General features: G+C 69.2%; 16 protein-coding genes and 1 pseudogene. 7 read left to right on the forward strand and 10 right to left on the reverse strand.

Features of this window, described 5'->3' with window-relative positions; all coding sequences use genetic code 11:
- Positions 1-48: 48 nt before the first annotated feature.
- Positions 49-1,962, reverse strand: coding sequence for a DNA primase (dnaG, locus tag CGUA_RS09840; protein ID WP_290195200.1), 1,914 nt, complete (start codon positions 1,960-1,962; stop codon positions 49-51).
- Positions 1,963-2,081: 119 nt separating this feature from the next.
- On the opposite strand from dnaG, the gene CGUA_RS09845 reads away from it, so the two are divergent.
- The 4 genes and pseudogenes from CGUA_RS09845 (at position 2,082) to CGUA_RS09860 (ending at position 4,009) form a co-directional block, all read left to right on the forward strand.
- A complete protein-coding gene (locus CGUA_RS09845; protein ID WP_290195202.1) occupies positions 2,082-2,558 on the forward strand; it encodes a guanyl-specific ribonuclease in 477 nt (158 codons plus the stop codon).
- The gene (locus CGUA_RS09850; RefSeq protein ID WP_290195204.1) at positions 2,548-2,793 is read left to right on the forward strand and encodes a hypothetical protein; all 246 of its coding nucleotides are present in this window, start codon (positions 2,548-2,550) and stop codon (positions 2,791-2,793) included. The genes CGUA_RS09845 and CGUA_RS09850 overlap by 11 nt, the downstream gene beginning before the upstream one ends.
- A gap of 198 nt (positions 2,794-2,991) precedes the next feature.
- Positions 2,992-3,252 (forward strand): annotated as a pseudogene (locus tag CGUA_RS13210) (guanyl-specific ribonuclease); the annotation flags it as partial.
- A 91-nt stretch (positions 3,253-3,343) separates the two neighbouring features.
- The gene (locus tag CGUA_RS09860) at positions 3,344-4,009 is read left to right on the forward strand and encodes a hypothetical protein (protein ID WP_290195207.1); all 666 of its coding nucleotides are present in this window, start codon (positions 3,344-3,346) and stop codon (positions 4,007-4,009) included.
- A 138-nt stretch (positions 4,010-4,147) separates the two neighbouring features.
- Here CGUA_RS09860 and CGUA_RS09865 read toward each other — a convergent pair whose 3' ends face one another.
- Together CGUA_RS09865 and CGUA_RS09870 are read right to left on the reverse strand one after the other, a co-directional pair.
- A complete protein-coding gene (locus tag CGUA_RS09865; protein ID WP_290195209.1) occupies positions 4,148-5,422 on the reverse strand; it encodes a deoxyguanosinetriphosphate triphosphohydrolase in 1,275 nt (424 codons plus the stop codon).
- Positions 5,419-6,087, reverse strand: a complete 669-nt coding sequence (locus CGUA_RS09870; RefSeq protein WP_290195211.1) for a YdcF family protein — start codon at positions 6,085-6,087, stop codon at positions 5,419-5,421. Before CGUA_RS09870 ends, CGUA_RS09865 begins: the two co-directional genes overlap by 4 nt.
- Before the next feature lie 37 nt (positions 6,088-6,124).
- On the opposite strand from CGUA_RS09870, the gene CGUA_RS09875 reads away from it, so the two are divergent.
- On the forward strand, positions 6,125-8,179 hold the full coding sequence (locus CGUA_RS09875) for a TPM domain-containing protein (RefSeq protein ID WP_290195213.1): 2,055 nt from the start codon (positions 6,125-6,127) through the stop codon (positions 8,177-8,179).
- Here the strand turns inward: CGUA_RS09875 and CGUA_RS09880 are convergent.
- The 3 genes from CGUA_RS09880 to CGUA_RS09890 are packed head-to-tail and all read right to left on the reverse strand — an operon-like array spanning position 8,176 to position 10,598.
- Complete coding sequence (locus CGUA_RS09880; protein WP_290195215.1) at positions 8,176-8,670, reverse strand: hypothetical protein; 495 nt, start codon at positions 8,668-8,670, stop codon at positions 8,176-8,178. The genes CGUA_RS09875 and CGUA_RS09880 overlap by 4 nt on opposite strands.
- 33 nt (positions 8,671-8,703) lie before the next feature.
- Positions 8,704-9,216: a hypothetical protein gene (locus CGUA_RS09885; RefSeq protein WP_290195217.1), complete on the reverse strand. Its 513-nt coding sequence runs from the start codon at positions 9,214-9,216 to the stop codon at positions 8,704-8,706.
- Entirely contained in the window at positions 9,216-10,598 is a 1,383-nt protein-coding gene (locus CGUA_RS09890; RefSeq protein ID WP_290195219.1) for a glycine--tRNA ligase, read from the reverse strand. Before CGUA_RS09890 ends, CGUA_RS09885 begins: the two co-directional genes overlap by 1 nt.
- 268 nt (positions 10,599-10,866) lie before the next feature.
- On the opposite strand from CGUA_RS09890, the gene CGUA_RS09895 reads away from it, so the two are divergent.
- Both CGUA_RS09895 and CGUA_RS09900 read left to right on the forward strand, forming a co-directional pair.
- Positions 10,867-11,421 (forward strand): ArsR/SmtB family transcription factor, encoded by a 555-nt coding sequence (locus CGUA_RS09895; RefSeq protein WP_290195221.1) that lies wholly within the window; start codon positions 10,867-10,869, stop codon positions 11,419-11,421.
- Between the two features lie 73 nt (positions 11,422-11,494).
- Positions 11,495-11,935 (forward strand): Fur family transcriptional regulator, encoded by a 441-nt coding sequence (locus CGUA_RS09900; RefSeq protein WP_290195224.1) that lies wholly within the window; start codon positions 11,495-11,497, stop codon positions 11,933-11,935.
- Here CGUA_RS09900 and CGUA_RS09905 read toward each other — a convergent pair.
- From CGUA_RS09905 to era, 4 genes are read right to left on the reverse strand one after another with little or no spacing between them, the layout of a single operon-like run.
- The gene (locus CGUA_RS09905) at positions 11,932-13,032 is read right to left on the reverse strand and encodes a VIT1/CCC1 transporter family protein (RefSeq protein ID WP_290195226.1); all 1,101 of its coding nucleotides are present in this window, start codon (positions 13,030-13,032) and stop codon (positions 11,932-11,934) included. The two genes, CGUA_RS09900 and CGUA_RS09905, sit on opposite strands and share 4 nt — an antisense overlap.
- Positions 13,032-13,793 (reverse strand): isoprenyl transferase, encoded by a 762-nt coding sequence (locus tag CGUA_RS09910; protein ID WP_290198368.1) that lies wholly within the window; start codon positions 13,791-13,793, stop codon positions 13,032-13,034. Before CGUA_RS09910 ends, CGUA_RS09905 begins: the two co-directional genes overlap by 1 nt.
- Before the next feature lie 22 nt (positions 13,794-13,815).
- On the reverse strand, positions 13,816-14,562 hold the full coding sequence (gene recO / locus CGUA_RS09915; RefSeq protein ID WP_290195229.1) for a DNA repair protein RecO: 747 nt from the start codon (positions 14,560-14,562) through the stop codon (positions 13,816-13,818).
- 1 nt (position 14,563) lies between these two features.
- The gene (gene era, locus CGUA_RS09920) at positions 14,564-15,484 is read right to left on the reverse strand and encodes a GTPase Era (RefSeq protein ID WP_290195230.1); all 921 of its coding nucleotides are present in this window, start codon (positions 15,482-15,484) and stop codon (positions 14,564-14,566) included.
- Positions 15,485-15,632 lie beyond the last annotated feature (148 nt).

The raw sequence follows: 15,632 nt of genomic DNA on the forward strand, positions 1-15,632 counted from the left end.
CTCCATCACTTCCGGAAGTAGACGGTCCCGTCCGGGCCGCCCCGGGCCCTAGCGGTACCCGCCGCCCCGGAAGGCCCGGTCGTTGAGCTCCCGGCGCGCGGCCTCCAGCGCCACGATGTCTGCGAATAGCGCCGAGTAGGCCTGCTCGTCGTCGGAGGGCCGCATGCGCTGCAGCTGCGCCTTGAGCTGCGCGATCTGGTTGCCGACCTCCTGCTCCTGCAACCGGGAGAGCACCGAATCGGTGTACTCCTCGAAGCGGTCCCCGTCGACGATGATGGCTTCCACGGCCAGCTCGCTGACGAGGTTGCGCCCGGAATTGTCCGCCATCTGCTCGGCGACGCGCGGAATCCACTCCACGCCCGACGCGGTGGCGGCACCGCCGGCGGCGTCGATCGCCGTCCGCACCGCGCGGTAGGCGTCGTTGGTCCAGGTCTCCTCCCCCAGCCCGTCGAAGTAGGTGCCCGCGTGCTCGGGGTACTGCAGGGCGATCTTCAGGGCCTCGCGCTCCGGCCACAGACGCGGGTCCTTGGGGTTGGGGGCGATGACCATCGGCGTCGTCTCCACGGCCGGGGACTGCCCGGTGTCGAAACGGGTGGCGCGGTGGCGGCGGTCGTCGACGCGCCGGGGCTTCTTGGCCTCGGCGCGGACCTGGCGGATGACCTCGTCGACGTTGGGCCAGCCGACCCAGCCGGCGAGCTGGCGGGCATACTCGATGCGCAGCGTCTCGTCCCGGATGCCCGCGACGACGGGGATGGCGCGTCGCAGGGCCTGCAGGCGGCCCTCCGCGGACTCGAGGGGGTAGTCGGCGATGAGCGACTCGATGACGAACTCGAACATGGGGATGCGGCTGGCGACCAGGTCGCGCACGGCGGCGTCGCCGCGCTCCAGACGCAGATCGCAGGGGTCCAGCCCCTCCGGAGCGACGGCGACGTAGGACTGGCCGGTGAAGTTCTGGTCGCCGTCGAAGGCCCGCAGGGCGGCCTGCTGACCGGCCTCGTCGCCGTCGAAGGTGTAGATGAGCTCGCCGCGGAAGTAGTTGTCGTCGAGCATGAGTCGACGGATGACCTGCAGGTGCTCGCCGCCGAAGGCGGTGCCGCAGGAGGCGACGGCGGTGTCGACGCCGGCCGCGTGCATGGCCATGACGTCCGTGTAGCCCTCCACGACGACGGTCTGGTGCTTCTTGGCGATGTTGCGCTTGGCCATGTCCAGGCCGAAGAGCACCTTCGACTTGTCGTAGAGCATGGTCTGCTTGGTGTTCATGTACTTGCCCATCGGATCGTCGTCGAAGAGCTTGCGCGCGCCGAAGCCGATGACGTTGCCGGCCAGATCCTTGATGGGCCACAGCAGGCGGCGTCGAAAAGCGTCGATCGGCCCTCGCTTGCCCATCTTCGCCAGGCCCGCCGCGTCGAGCTCCTCGACGGTGAAGCCCTTGCGCAGCAGGTGCTTGGTCAGCGTGTCCCAGCCGTCCGGGGCGTAGCCGATCTCGAACTGGTAGATGATCTCGCGCCCGAAACCGCGGTCAAGCAGGAAGTCGCGCCCCGTGGCGGCTTCCGGGGTCTCCAGCTGCTGTCGGTAAAAGTCGTGGGCCAGCTTGTTGGCCTGGATCAGGCGCTTGCGGGTGCCGGGCTTCTCGTCGCGGGCGCCGGTGGAGCCGCCCTGGTAGTTGATCTGGTAGCCGATGCGCTGGGCGACGGTCTCGACCGCCTCCGGAAAGGAGAGCTGCTCCATCTCCATGAGGAAGTTGAAGACGTCGCCGCCCTTGCCGGTGGAGAAGCAATGGTAGTAGCCGCGCGCCGGCCGCACGTGGAAGGAAGGGGTCTTCTCGTCCTTGAAGGGGCTCAGCCCCTTGAGCGAGTCGCTGCCACCCGGGGTGAGCTGGACGTATTCGCCGACGATCTCCTCGATGTGTGCGCGCTCGCGAATCGCCTCGATGTCGCTCTGCGGAATCCTGCCCCGTGCCATGGGTGACAGCCTACCTCTGCGGGCAAATCGCAATTTGGTCTAGTTTACGCCCAGCACATTTGATAATTTTGTCCAGGCTAATTTCAGGTTCCACCCCCGTTTGTGGGAAGATATTCCGCATGGTCGAGCCCTCTCCCACGAAGCGGAATTCCGTGATCGCCACCGTCGGCGCGGCAATTCTGGCTCTGGTCGCCGTCTACTTCGGCGTCGACCTCGAGGGGAACTCCTCGGCCGGCCCCGCGACCCCGGCCACCGCCACGGCCGCCCCCACCACGGTGGCGGACACGGCCCCTGCAGGCGGACTCCCCGCCTGCGGCGACCTTCCGGCCGAGGCCCAGGACACCGCCGCGGACATCGTGGCCGGCGGCCCCTACGCCTACCCGGACAACGACAACCGCCACTTCGGCAACTACGAGGACGCCCTCCCCGAGGAACCCTCCGACTACTACCGCGAGTACACCGTCGAGACGCCCGGACTCACCCACCGCGGCGCCCGCCGCATCGTGACCGGCGGCGGCACCGACACCAGCCCCGATGTCTGGTACTACACCGACGATCACTACGAAACCTTCTGCGAGATCACGGATGCCCTTTAGAGATCAGCCCATCCTGCTCACCTGCCCGCTGCACAGCCGCGAGGACCTCTTCGCCGCGCTCAGCGACATCGAGCCAGGCAAGCACCAGTCGCCGACCAACCTCGACGGTCTGGCCGATTTCCTCCGCGAGGTCAACGCCTTCCGGATCATCGTCTCCGACTGGCGCATCGACGCCGAGGAGACCGCGCGCATCGTCCAGGTGCTCACGGACCTCGGGGTGGGCCTGGTGCGGTAGCGCCCGGGAACCTCACCCTGGTGGGCGGCCGAGCCTTAATGGATAATCTCCCGCACCTGGCTCTCCCCGCTCGGCACCGTCCTGACGCTGCTCCTGACCCTCGTCCTCGGCTCCGGCTCCGGCGAGGTCCGCTCCTCGTCGACCGCCTACCCCGAACCCGCCCCGACTAGAGTCACCCCGCCCTCCACGACGGGCGGCATCGAGGCCGGCGATCAGGACGGGCTCCCGGCGGAGGTGTGGACGACCCTCGACGCCATTGCGGCCGGCTGCCCCTACGCCTACCCGGACAACGACAACCGCCACTTCGGCAACTACGAGGACGCCCTCCCCGAGAAGCGCTCCGACTACTACCGCGAGTACACCGTCGAGACCCCCGGACTCACCCACCGCGGCGCCCGCCGCATCGTGACCGGCGGCGGCACCGATGTCTGGTACTACACCGCCGACCACCACGACAGCTTCTGCCGGATCGCGGCCCAAAGGCCCATCCTCCGCCCGGCCCTCCCTAGACTGGTGGCCGTCCACCCCGCCCGGCCCAAGGAGCAGCCCCGTGACCCACCCCGCTTTCCGAGGTTCCGAGTCCCAGGCGAACACGCAGGTCAACGCCTACTTCGACGCTTTGGGCCGCTCGGACGCCGAGTTCCTCGACACGACGAACGAGGCGGTGGCGCACGGCGCCGCCCTCTTCCCCTCCGGCGCGAACCGCTTCCGGGCGGTGCGCACCCCGCAGTCGCTCATCCTCGCCACCGAGGGGCTGGCCGGGCACGGTGTCGAGCTCTATCTCGAGATCATGCACGGCCACGGCTGGATGTACGAGCAGATCAAGCTCAACTGGCAGTACCGCGTCCTCCAGGAGGCGGCGGGCGCGGTGAACCTGCTCGGTGGCCTGCCGGTGGAGAATTTCCCGGTGGTGCTGCCCGTGGCCGCGGTGAACGCGGCCCCGATGCAGCTCTATTTCCAGGAGGGCGGCGCCGGCGGCCTCGCGCTGCTGGCCGGGATGGCCGTCCCCGGCCGCCCGGCGACGACCGCCGACGGCACCGTCACCATGGTTGCGCTGACCCCGATCACCCCGGCCGAGTACCGGCGGGTCCAGGACAGCGGCTCCGCGGAGGCCGTCGCGGCGAACCGGGCCGAGATGGGATTCCACCACGTCGTCGTCGACTCGGCGGAAGTCACCGGGATGATCGACGAACGTCTGGCGCAGCGCCCCGACTGATCGGCCAAAGGAAGCGGGGCAGAGGCGTCGATTCTGCGTTCTGTATGGCCAAAGGAGTCGCCCTTTAGCCAGTGGCCTTTGCCCAGACGCCGACGCCGACGCAGACGCCACGCCACCGCCATGCCACCGCCCGCACCCCTACCCCATGAACCCGGCCAGCCCGGCGGCGTTGTGGGCGATGCGCTCGAGGCGGGACTCGGTCATCGAGGCGATCTGGTCGATGATGACGCGGTGGCGCTCCTGCTCCGAGTCGGCCTCCCCCCACCACAGCCGGAACGTCGCGTCGAGGGTGCCGGGGGCGCCGGCCAGCAGGTAGTCGTGGACGCGGTAGATGCGCTCGCGCTGGCGGTTCTGGCGGGCCAGGTGCGCCGGCTTGTCCATGACGTAGAGCACCGCGATGGTCTTGAGCAGCGTGACCTCGTGCTGGGCCTCGGCGGGGACGATGAGGCGGCCGTGCTGGCGCCCGAGCGGGCCGGCGGTGCCGGCGGAGGTGGCGGTGACGGCGGCGCCGACGTAGCGCCCGACCAGCTCACTGGTCATCCTCTTGAGGTCGACGAAACCGCGCAGCGAGCGCGAGAAGTCCGCCCCGATCTGCACGACCTCCAGCTGGCGCAGCCGGTCGGCGGCGGCGAGCATGTCGTCGGCGCTCCCGCCGAAGGCCTGGGCGCCGGCCTCGGCGAGCCAGGCCAGCTCCACGAGATCCCACAGGACCTGGAGGCTGACGCGCTGGGAGACGATGCCGTCCTCGACGTCGTGGACGGAGTAGGCGATGTCGTCGGACCAGTCCATGACCTGCGCCTCCATCGGCGGCAGATCGCTGGTGTGGCCGCGGCGCACCCACTCGAGCACGTGGGCCTCGGAGTCGTAGGCGGAGTACTTGCGGTTGAGCGTGCCGTCCGGGTTGGTCCGGGTCCGCGGGTACTTGCACGTGGCGTCCAGGGCCGCGCGGGTGAGGTTGAGCCCGATGGAGCTGCCCTCGTCGTCGAGGACCTTGGGCTCGAGCTTGGTGAGGATGCGCAGGTTCTGGGCGTTGCCCTCGAATCCGCCGCAGTCCTGGGCGAGCTCGTTGAGCGCGGTCTCGCCGTTGTGGCCGTAGGGCGGGTGGCCGATGTCGTGGACCAGTCCGGCCAGTTCGCACAGGTCCTGGTCCAGCCCCAGCTCGGAGCCGATGCCGCGGGCGATCTGGGCGACCTCGGTGGAGTGCGTCAGGCGGTTGCGCGGGGTGTCGCCGTCGCGGGGGCCGACGACCTGGGTCTTGTCGGCGAGGCGGCGCAGGGCGGCGGCGTGCTGCACGCGGGCCCGGTCACGGGCGAATTCGCCGCGGTGGTCGGGTTGGGCGCCCCGGTAGAGGCTGCCCTTGGGGGCTTCGGTGTACAGACGCTCAGCGTCGGCGGCGGTGTAGTCGTAGGTCATCGGTTCTCCAGCTGTTCCAGCCTCGAGCGGTCGGAGGGTTTGAACAGAAGTTGGACGCGGCGCAGGAACGCCTCCAGCCTATCGGCCGGCCCGCGCCCGAGAGTGGCCGACACATCGGCGACGAGGAGCCCGCCGACCTCGTGGCGCAGCAGCACCCACCAGCTGCGCTTCGGGAAGCGGATGCGTTCGTCCGGCGCCCCGGAGACCCGGGCGTCCAGGCCGATCTGCCGGGCGATGGATTCCGTGCGCGCCGCGTGCAGCGCCGTCGTCACGATGACCCACCGCTCCTGCCCGGGCAGCGCCTCGAGCGACTCCCACGTGGAGTTTCCCACCGGCACGGGGCGGGGCTTGTCGACGCCCGCCCGTTCCAGGTACTCCGCGGCCACGCCCGCCTCCGTGAAACGGTCGCCGGGCAGGTTCCCGCCGAGGGTGACCACCGTCAGCGAGGGATCGGCCCGGGCGATGTCGGCGGCGTGGTCGATGCGGGCCTGCAGCACCGGCGAGGGCCGGCCGTCGTACTGCGTCGTGCCCAGGACCGCCACGGCGGTGGCGCCGGGCTGGGGGCCGGCGGCGTGGCGTCGGCAGGCGAGCCCCGTCACGCGCAGCACGGGGAGCGACCCGGCCACGACCAGCAGCGGGAACAGGGCACGGGCTAAGCAGTTCATGAAGCGAGTCTTGCATATTCACAGGTAGCATATGGGCATGACTGATAAGCGTGTTCGACCTGACCGTGCATCATCCCGCGCCGCGGGTGCCGCCGCCCTGGCCGCGCTGAGCGCACTTCTGTTCTCCCCGCTCGCCGGTGGCGCTGAACCGGGGCCCCAGGTCCTCGCCCAGGCCCCGGCCGCGACGAGTCTGGCGCCGACGCAGTTTTCCTCCCCCGTCACGGACGCCTCGGGGGTGCTCAGCACCGCGGAACTGAGCGACCTGGAGGCGGAGGTCAACCAGTTCAAGATCGACCACCAGAAGTCGCTGTTCATCGTCTACCTGCCCAGCTTCGGCGGGCAGGATCCGCAGTCCTGGACGCAGCAGGCCGTCACCGCCAACGGCGGGGGCAACACCGCCGTCATCGCCATCGCCACCGAGGACCGCGTCTTTGACGTCGCCGCCTCGGATGAGGGCTACTGGAGCTCCGCGGAACTCGATGACGTCTACAACGCGATGTACGGTCCCCTGGTCAACTCCGACTGGGCCGGCGCCGGCTTCGCCGCCGTCGAGGCGGCCGCCAGCTCGGGGTCCATCTCCGGTGAGTCCGCCGCCTGGCTCGGTGCGGCCGGCGTCGGCGTGGTCGCCGCCGGCGGCGGCATCTGGGCGGCCAACAACCGCCGCAAGAAGCGGGCCACCGCCGACAACCTCGCCACCGCCCGCGAGCTGGATCCGGGCGACACCCACTCCCTGGCCCGGCTGCCCATCCCGACGCTGGCCGCCCGTGCGGAGGAAATCATCGTCGGCACCGACGAATCCGTGCGCCGCGCCCGTGAGGAGCTGGGGTTGGCCGTCGCCGAGTTCGGTCCCGAGCGCACCCGCCCCTTCAACCGCGCGATGAACAACGCCAACTCGGCACTGCAGCGCGCCTACGAGACCCGGGCCCAGCTCAACGACTCCATCCCGGAGACCGAGCCGCAGCAGCGCGCGATGTACCTTGACATCATCTCCTCCGCCGGGCAGGCGGAGCAGGCCCTGGGCGAGCAGGCCGCCCAGTTCCAGGAGCTGCGCAACCTGCTCATCAACGCCGAGTCCAAACTGGACGAGCTGACCCAGCGCACCGTCGACCTGCGGGCCCGCCTCGCCCCGGCCAAGCTGACCATGTCCGACCTCACCGAGGAATTCTCCGCGGACATCCTCGAATCCATCGCCGACAACGTGCCCATGGCCGAAGTCTCCCTCGGCGAGGCCGAGAAGCACATCGATGCCGGCCGCGCGCTCGCCGCCAAACCGGCCGGCCAGCAGCAGGGCCTGGTCGAGGAGATCAAGGAGTCCGAGCGCGCCATCGAGCTGGCCGACCGGCTGCTCGGTGGCGTCGAGCGGGCGGAAGCCAACATCGCCGCCGCCCGGGCCAACCTCGGTGCGCTGATGCAGGAGGTCGCCCAGGAGCTCCGGGAGGTTGCCGATCTCAAGGCCAGCGGCACCGCCAAGGGCGTCACCGCCGACTGGGCGGCCCTGGAGTCCGCCGCCGACAACGCCGCCCAGGTGCTTTCCCAGGCGCAGACCGACGGCGAGCGCAACCCCCTCGGCGCCTACACCGGCCTGGTCTCTGCCGACACCGCGCTGGATGAGCAGCTCGACCTGGTCCGGGCCGTCACCGCCGACCACGATCAGCTCCTGCGCCTGCTCGACCAGCAGGTCGCGGCCTCGGCGGCCCAGATCCAGTCGGCGGAGGATCTCATCGCCACCCGGGGCCGCGTCATCGACGCCCAGGCGCGCACCTTCCTCGCGCAGGCCCAGCAGCTCAACGCGCGGGCGCTGAACATGCGCACCACCCATACCCGCGAGGCCATCACCGCCTCCCGCCATGCCAGCCAGGCCGCCCAGCGGGCGATCGGCCGGGCCCAGGCCGACATCCGCGCCTACCAGAACCGGGTCAACGCCCAGCGTGCCTCGGGGGTGGGCGACCTGGTCACCGGCATGGTGCTCGGCCAGATGCTCGGCGGCGGAGGGCGGGGCGGCTTCGGCGGTGGGTTCGGCGGTGGGTTCGGCGGCGGAGGCGGCTTCGGTGGCGGGGGCGGCGGCTTCAGCCACCGCGGCGGAAGCTTCTAGATCCGCAGGTTATGGCCCGGTGAGTCGACGAGCTTGCACCCGAAGGACATGAACGCCACGTCCAGCAGGTTCACGTTGCCCAGGCCGGAGCCGTCGTGCAGTTCGACGGTGCCGTCGAAGCGGGGACGCACCCGCGCGACCCGGTCTCCGGAGGCCAGGTCTGTGATGATCCGTTCCTTGCGCCACGGCTTGTGGCGGGTGAGCACGTAGCGGCGGCCCTGGCAGTCCGCCTCCAGGTGGGCGACGGTGAAACTGCTCTGGGTCAGCAGGTAGACGGTGCCGTCGACCGCGGTTCCGCGCAAACCGAAGGACATCCGCTCGGGTGAGCGTTCCAGCAGCAGCCGGTGCCGGTCGGCGCGCAGCACCTCGGCCCGCACGTCGGCGATCATGACGCCGTGCTCGTCGTAAAGCTCATCGCCGCGCCAGGCCCAGGACCCGTTTGCGGGCCGGCCGTCGAAGCGCCCGGCCCGGTGGGTGGAGGTGTCGTTCACAGCCCTCAGCTTAGCGGAGCCGCCGAAGAGTGCTTAAGTCAACCAAACAATCACGGCGACGAGCGCGAGCAGCAGCATAAAGATGATGAGGACGTTGTTGCCCTTCTCCATCCTCGACTCCAGCACCGTGCGGGCGAACCAGCTCAGCGCCACGATTTCGTTGGGCGCCAGCTCCGTCTCCCCCTCGAATTCGAGGATGGCGGCACGCACGCCGGAGTTCTGCCCTGAGAACTGGGCGACCTTGTCCCCGTTGGCATCCTCGATGATCCAGTGGCTGGAGTTCTCGTTGATGAGGGTGAACGAGCGCCCGTCGAGCGAGGCGTTGAGCTCCTCGTCCTTGGCGAGCCGGCCCGCCAGGCGGTAGACACGTCCGTCGTCGAGCGTCGCGGACGCGCCCATGTCCTTGTCGACGGCCAGGCTCCAGGTCTCCGCGCCGACACTGGCCGTGCCGGCCTGGGTGTCGAAGACCCCGAGCTCCAGCGGGCCCTCCTCTGCGAGCAGACGGGGCTTGTCGCGGTCGCCGCGATCCCAGCTTGTGTAGCGCATCAGCAGCCGATCAGTCGGGCCGCGAGGTATGCCTCGAGCTCCTCGAGCTTGACGCGCTCCTGCTCCATGGAGTCGCGCTCACGCACGGTCACGGCGTTGTCCTCGAGGGTGTCGAAGTCGTAGGTCACGCAGAACGGGGTGCCGATCTCGTCCTGGCGGCGGTACCGGCGGCCGATGGCCCCGGAGGTGTCGTAGTCGACGTTCCAGAAGTCGCGCAGCTTGTCGGCGAGCTCGGCGGCGGGCTCGGCCAGCTCCGGCTTCTTCGACAGCGGCAGGACGGCGACCTTGACCGGGGCCAGGCGACGATCCAGCTTGAGCACGACGCGCTTGTCGACGCCACCCTTGGAGTTGGGAGCCTCATCCTCGGTGTAGGCGTCGATGAGGAAGGCCATCAGCGCACGGCCGAGGCCGGCGGCCGGCTCAATGGTGTACGGGGTCCACCGCTCCTCGGCCTCCTGGTCGTAGTAGGACAGGTCCTCGCCGGAGCCCTCGGAGTGCACGCGCAGGTCGTAGTCGGTGCGGTTGGCGATGCCCTCGAGCTCGCCCCACTTGGAGCCGGTGAAGCCGTAGGCGTACTCGATGTCGACGGTGCGCTTGGAGTAGTGGGACAGCTTCTCCTTCGGGTGCTCGTAGAGGCGCAGGTTCTCCGGGGCGATGCCCAGGTCGAGGTACCACTGGTGGCGCAGGTCGATCCAGTACTGGTGCCATTCCTCGTCGGTGCCCGGCTTGACGAAGAACTCCATCTCCATCTGCTCGAACTCGCGGGTGCGGAAGATGAAGTTGCCCGGGGTGATCTCGTTGCGGAAGGACTTGCCGATGTTGGCGATGCCGAACGGCGGCTTCATGCGCGCGGCGGTCATGACGTTCTTGAAGTTGACGAAGATGCCCTGGGCGGTCTCCGGGCGCATGTAGTGCAGGCCCTCTTCGTCGTCGACGGGGCCGAGGAAGGTCTTGACCAGGCCGGAGAATGCCTTGGGCTCGGTCCAGCTACCCGGCTGGCCGGTCTCCGGGTCATTGATGTCGGCCAGGCCGTTGGCCGGCGGGTGGCCGTGCTTCTCCTCGTAGGCCTCGATCAGGTGGTCGGCGCGGTAGCGCTTGTGGGTATGTAGGGACTCCACCAGCGGATCGGAGAAGACCTCGACGTGGCCGGAGGTCTCCCACACCTGACGGGGCAGGATGATGGAGGTGTCCACGCCGACGACGTCACCGCGCTTGGTGACCATGGTGCGCCACCACTGCTTCTTGATGTTGTCCTTGAGCTCCACGCCCAGCGGACCGTAGTCCCACGCGGAGCGCGAACCACCGTAGATCTCACCGGCCTGGAAGATCAGCCCGCGACGCTTACACAGGTTGATGACGGTATCAAGAACGGAGGCGGCCATGGATGAATCATTCTCCTCTGGTAGGGGGATCATGCGCTGAAAGCATTGCAGAGCCACAGTGTAGCGCGAACGGTGCCGACGGAACCGAAGGGACCACACGTTCCCCCTAAGTGGGACAACTGTATAATTTTGTATATTCAACCGGGGCGCACCCTGACGTTCATGGACGGCCGCATTAATTCATCCGGTACTTTCATCGTATAATTGACCTAGATGACCCTCCACCGTCTGATGTACAGCCGGTCACAAATGAAGGATGTGGGTGAGGATGAGGACACAGCTCACCGGCGACGGCGGCGCGCCCCCGCTAATCTACGACGAGGAGGCGCTGGACGGACTCACGGACATCCTCGGGGCGCTCGACTCGAAACTTCGCATCCGGATCCTCCTCGCGCTGCGGCAACGTGAGCACGTCGTCCACGAGCTGGTCGTCGCCCTGGGCAAGTCCCAGCCCCTCATCAGTCAGCACCTGCGCGTGCTCAAGCGGGTCGGCATCGTCGAGTCCGAACGCTCCGGCCGCGAGGTCGTCTACCGCATCAACAGCGAGACCGCGGTGAGCATCATCGACACCGCCGCCGAGGCCGTCGCCGAAATTCAGGCGGCCGCCGATTCCCCTGCGGGCGATGACGCCGGGCCCGCCGCGCGGGATGACCTCGCCGTCAAGCGCCGGCACCAGAATGACCAGCACCAGAATGACCAGCAGCGCGATGAGCAGCACGGCAGCGACCGAGGCGCCGCCGCTTTCCTCGGCCCGGACGACCGCGCTCCGGAGCCCGGTCTGACGCCGAGCACCCCGACTCCGCCCGAGCCCGGCGCCCGCTGACTGCACTAGGGTGGAGGCCCAGGGCCGGGGAAGGTCCTCCCCCGGCCGATTACCGCAGAAGGATGAGGTGACCGTGGCTTCCGTCAGCAGTTCCGCACCCAGGCTGGGCGCCCGCAATACCCGCCAGCGCACCGCGGTGGTTGAGCTCATGAAGGATCTGGACAACTTCGCCTCCGCGAAGGACATCCACCACGAGCTCAGCGAGCGCAACGAGAAGGTCGGCCTGACCACCGTCTACCGCACCCTCCAGTCCCTGGCGGAGATCTCCGCGGTCGACGTGCTGCACATGGCCTCCGGGGAGACCCTCTACCGCGCCTGCCAGACCGACCGCCATCACCATCACCTCGTGTGCACCGAGTGCGGCCGCACCGAGGAGATCGACGGCGGCCCGGTCGAGGAATGGGCGCGCAAGGTCGCCGACCAGTACGGATTCGAGCTGAGCACCCACGACGCCGAGATCTACGGCATCTGCCCGGAGTGCCGGGACCGGCCCAGCGACCGGACCTCCGCCTAGGCGACCACCGCGCCGAAGAGCATGCCCAGCAGGTAGGTCACCGCGGCCGCGCCGAGGCCGATGAGCAGCTGGCGCAGGGCGCGCCGGAACGGCGCCTTGCCGGAGAGGACGCCGGTGATGCTGCCGGTGAGCAGCAGCGCGATCGACACCAGGACCAGCGCGAGGATCGCCGCCGGCCGGACGGCCAGCCCCGCGATGAAGGGGATCAGCGGGATGAACGCGCCCACCGCGAAGGACACGAAGGAGGAGCCGGCGGCCACCCACGCGCCGTCGCCGTCCTCCTCGCGCTGCCGGGCGGCCGCCTCCGCCGCCTCCTGCTCGGCCAGCGCCTGACGGCCCAGCTCGATGTCGCGGAAGCGCTTCTGCGCCTTCTCCTCGGCCTCCCCCGGGCTCATGCCGCGGGCCTCGTAGACCAGGGCGAGTTCATTGGCGTTGACGTCCACCAGCTGCGGGAGCTTGAGGACGGCCTCGTGGTCGGGCGTGGAGGCGTCGAGAAGCTCGCTCTGGCTCTTGACCGAGACGTACTCGCCGGCGGCCATGGACAGCGCGCCGGCCAGCAGGCCGGAGATGCCGGTGAGCAGGATGGCGCCCGAGCTCATGCCCGAACCGAGCACGCCGAGGACCAGCGCCACGTTGGACACCAGCCCGTCGTTGGCCCCGAAAACGGCGGCGCGGAAGCCGCCGGAGATGCGCTCGCGGCCGCGGGTGGCCAGCGCCCGGACGACCTCGGCGTGCATCCGCTCGTCGGCGGCGATCTGCTCGGAGGCGTCCTCGTCGTCGATGTAGGGGCTGCGCGACTCGGCCGTCTGCATCAGCGCCAGCGTGAAGACCGAGCCGAAGTGCTTGGCCATGAACGCCAGGAAGCGGGTGTTGAGATCCGGCTGGCGAGGCATCCCGACGTAGGGGCCGAGCTTCTCGCGCCAGTACTGCTCGTGGCGCGACTCCGCGTCGGCGATCTTCATGAGGATCTCGCGTTCCGGGCCGTCCTTCTTTCGTGCCAGGCGCCGGTAGGTGGCGGCCTCGGCACGCTCGTTGGCCAGGTAGCGGCGCCAGCGCTTGATCTGCGCGGAGGTGGGTCGCTCCTGCTCAAGTGGCATTATTTGGTTCCTCCGAATCGGCGGTCACGACGGGCGTACTCCTCGATCGCGGCGAACATGTCCTCATGGGTGAAGTCCGGGAAGAGCTTGTCCTGGTAGACCATCTCCGCGTAGGCGGACTGCCAGATGAGGAAATTCGAGGTGCGCTTCTCCCCCGAGGGACGCAGGAAGAGGTCGACGTCCGGCATCCCCGGGTCGTAGAGGTACTGCGCGAGCAGCTCCTCGCTGATCCGCTCGGGCACGATCTTGCCGTCGGCGGCGTCCCGGGCGATCTTCCGGGCGGCGTCGACAAGCTCGGCCCGGCCGCCGTAGTTGATGCACAGCCCCAGCGTCATCGTGGTGTTGTTCCTGGTCAGCTCCTCGGCGGCCTCGAGCTCGCGGATGACCGAGCGCCACAGGCGCGGGCGCCGGCCCAGCCACACCACGCGCACGCCCTTCTCGTGGAGCATGTCGCGCTGGCGACGCAGGACGTCGCGGTTGAAGCCCATGAGGAAGCGCACCTCGCTGGCGGTGCGGCGCCAGTTCTCCGTGGAGAAGGCGTAGGCCGAGAGGTAGGGCACGCCCATCGCCAGGCAGGCGTCCACAGCGTCCATGAGGACCGCCTCGCCGCGCTTGTGGCCCTCGGTGCGCGGCATCCCCCGCTCCTGCGCCCAGCGGCCGTTGCCGTCCATGACGAGTGCGATGTGCCTGGGGATGAACTCCGCCGGGATGTCCGGGGTGCTCAGCCCGGCCGGGTTGGTCGGGTTCGGGTTAACGTCCATGTTCACGGTTACCCATTGTGCCCTACCGCTGATCCATCACCTTCAGACTGGTGATCTTCGACTCGAGGTGCCACTGCAGGTGCGCCATCGTCAGGCGGTGCGCCTCGCTCTCCAGGTACGGGGTGGCCTCGGCGATCGCCCGCGCGTCGTCGTCGTGGCCGTGGGCGAGCAGCCACATCAGGTGCAGGCTCTCCTCCTCCACCTCCGCGCTTCCCGACGGCCGACACTCGTGGCAGGCCGCCCCGCCCACCGCCGGATGGAAGGCGTGGTGCGGGCCCCGTCTGCCGCACTGGGCGCAGTCGAAGAGCTGCGGGGCCCAGCCCGCGGCGCCCATCGCCTGCAGCGCGAACTGGTCGAGCACCAGCGTCGGATGCGTCGTGGTCTGCATCCGCTCGAGGGCTTCGGTCACCCGCTCGAACAGGCCGGGATCCCCCTCGGCGGCGACGTAGGCCAGCCGCTCGGCGGTCTCCAGGACCACCGACGCGGCGGTGTAGCGGTCGTACTCCTCGATGATGCCCGCGCCGTAGTAGGCGACGGTGTCGGCCTCGGCGATGGTGGCGAGGCTGCCCCCCCGGTAGAGGTTGACGTCGAGGTGAACGAAAGGCTGCAGCCGGGAACCGAAGCGCGATTTCGCCCGGCGCACGCCCTTGGCCACCCCGCGCACCAGCCCGTGGGTGCGCGTGAGCAGCACGACCACCCGGTCGGCCTCGCCGAAGTCGTAGGTGCGGATGACGACCGCCCGGTCGCGGAACGACGGCCGGCCCGCCACCCTAGAACCCCAGTCGGCCGAGCTGCTTGGGGTCCGACTGCCAGTTCTTGAGCACCTTGACGCGCAGGTCGAGGTACACGTTGCGGCCCAGCAGCTCGAGGATCTCCTTGCGGGCGCGGTGGGTGATCGAACCCAGCCGGCGACCGTCCCGGCCCTCGATGATCGGCTGCTGGCTCGAGCGCTCCAGGTAGATCACGGCATAGATGTTGAGGCGGTCGCGCTCCTCGTCCTCGAGCATCTCGTCGACCTGCACGGCCACCGAGTGCGGCAGCTCCTCCCGCAGACCGCCGAGGGCCGCCTCGCGGATGAGCTCGGAGATGCGGGTCTCCATGTCCTCGTCGGTGAGGTGGTCGTCCGGGTAGAACTTCGGGCCCTCGGGCAGCTTCTCGACGATGACGTCCAGGAGCACGTCGATCTGCTCGTTCTTCACCGAACTGACCGGCACGACGGTCGCGTCGCCCCCGCCGAGGAGCTCGTAGAGCGCCATGAGCTGCTCGGCGACCTGGTCCCGGGAGGCCTTGTCCGTCTTGGTGACGATGCCGATGACGGGTGTCCTGGGCGCGATCTCGCGGACGTTGTCCAGGATCCACCGGTCGCCCGGGCCGATCTTCTCGTCGGCCGGGATGGTCAGGCCGATGACGTCGACGTCGGCGTAGGTGTCCTTCACCGTCTCGTTGAGGCGCTCGCCCAGCAGCGTGCGCGGCTTGTGCAGACCCGGTGTGTCCACGACGATGATCTGCGCGTCCTCGCGGTGGATCAGTCCACGGATGGCGTGGCGGGTCGTTTCCGGCTGGTCGGCGGTGATGGCGATCTTCTGCCCGACGAGCGCGTTCGTCAGCGTCGATTTGCCCGTGTTCGGGCGGCCGACGAAGCTGACGAAACCGGAGCGGAAGCCCTCCGGGGTGTCCGTGAAGCTGGTCACTGCTCTCCTAGTGTTCGAGGTCGTTTCTCCCGTTCAGGGTAGCAGCAGCGACCGCGTTCACCGAACGCCGATTTCGACCCCGATGTGGGCACAACCATTGCCACTGGGCCTGCTTTTCGACGAAAAACCGGCCCAGTGGCAGTGGTTG

This window comes from Corynebacterium guangdongense (assembly GCF_030408915.1).
GTDB lineage: Bacteria > Actinomycetota > Actinomycetes > Mycobacteriales > Mycobacteriaceae > Corynebacterium > Corynebacterium guangdongense.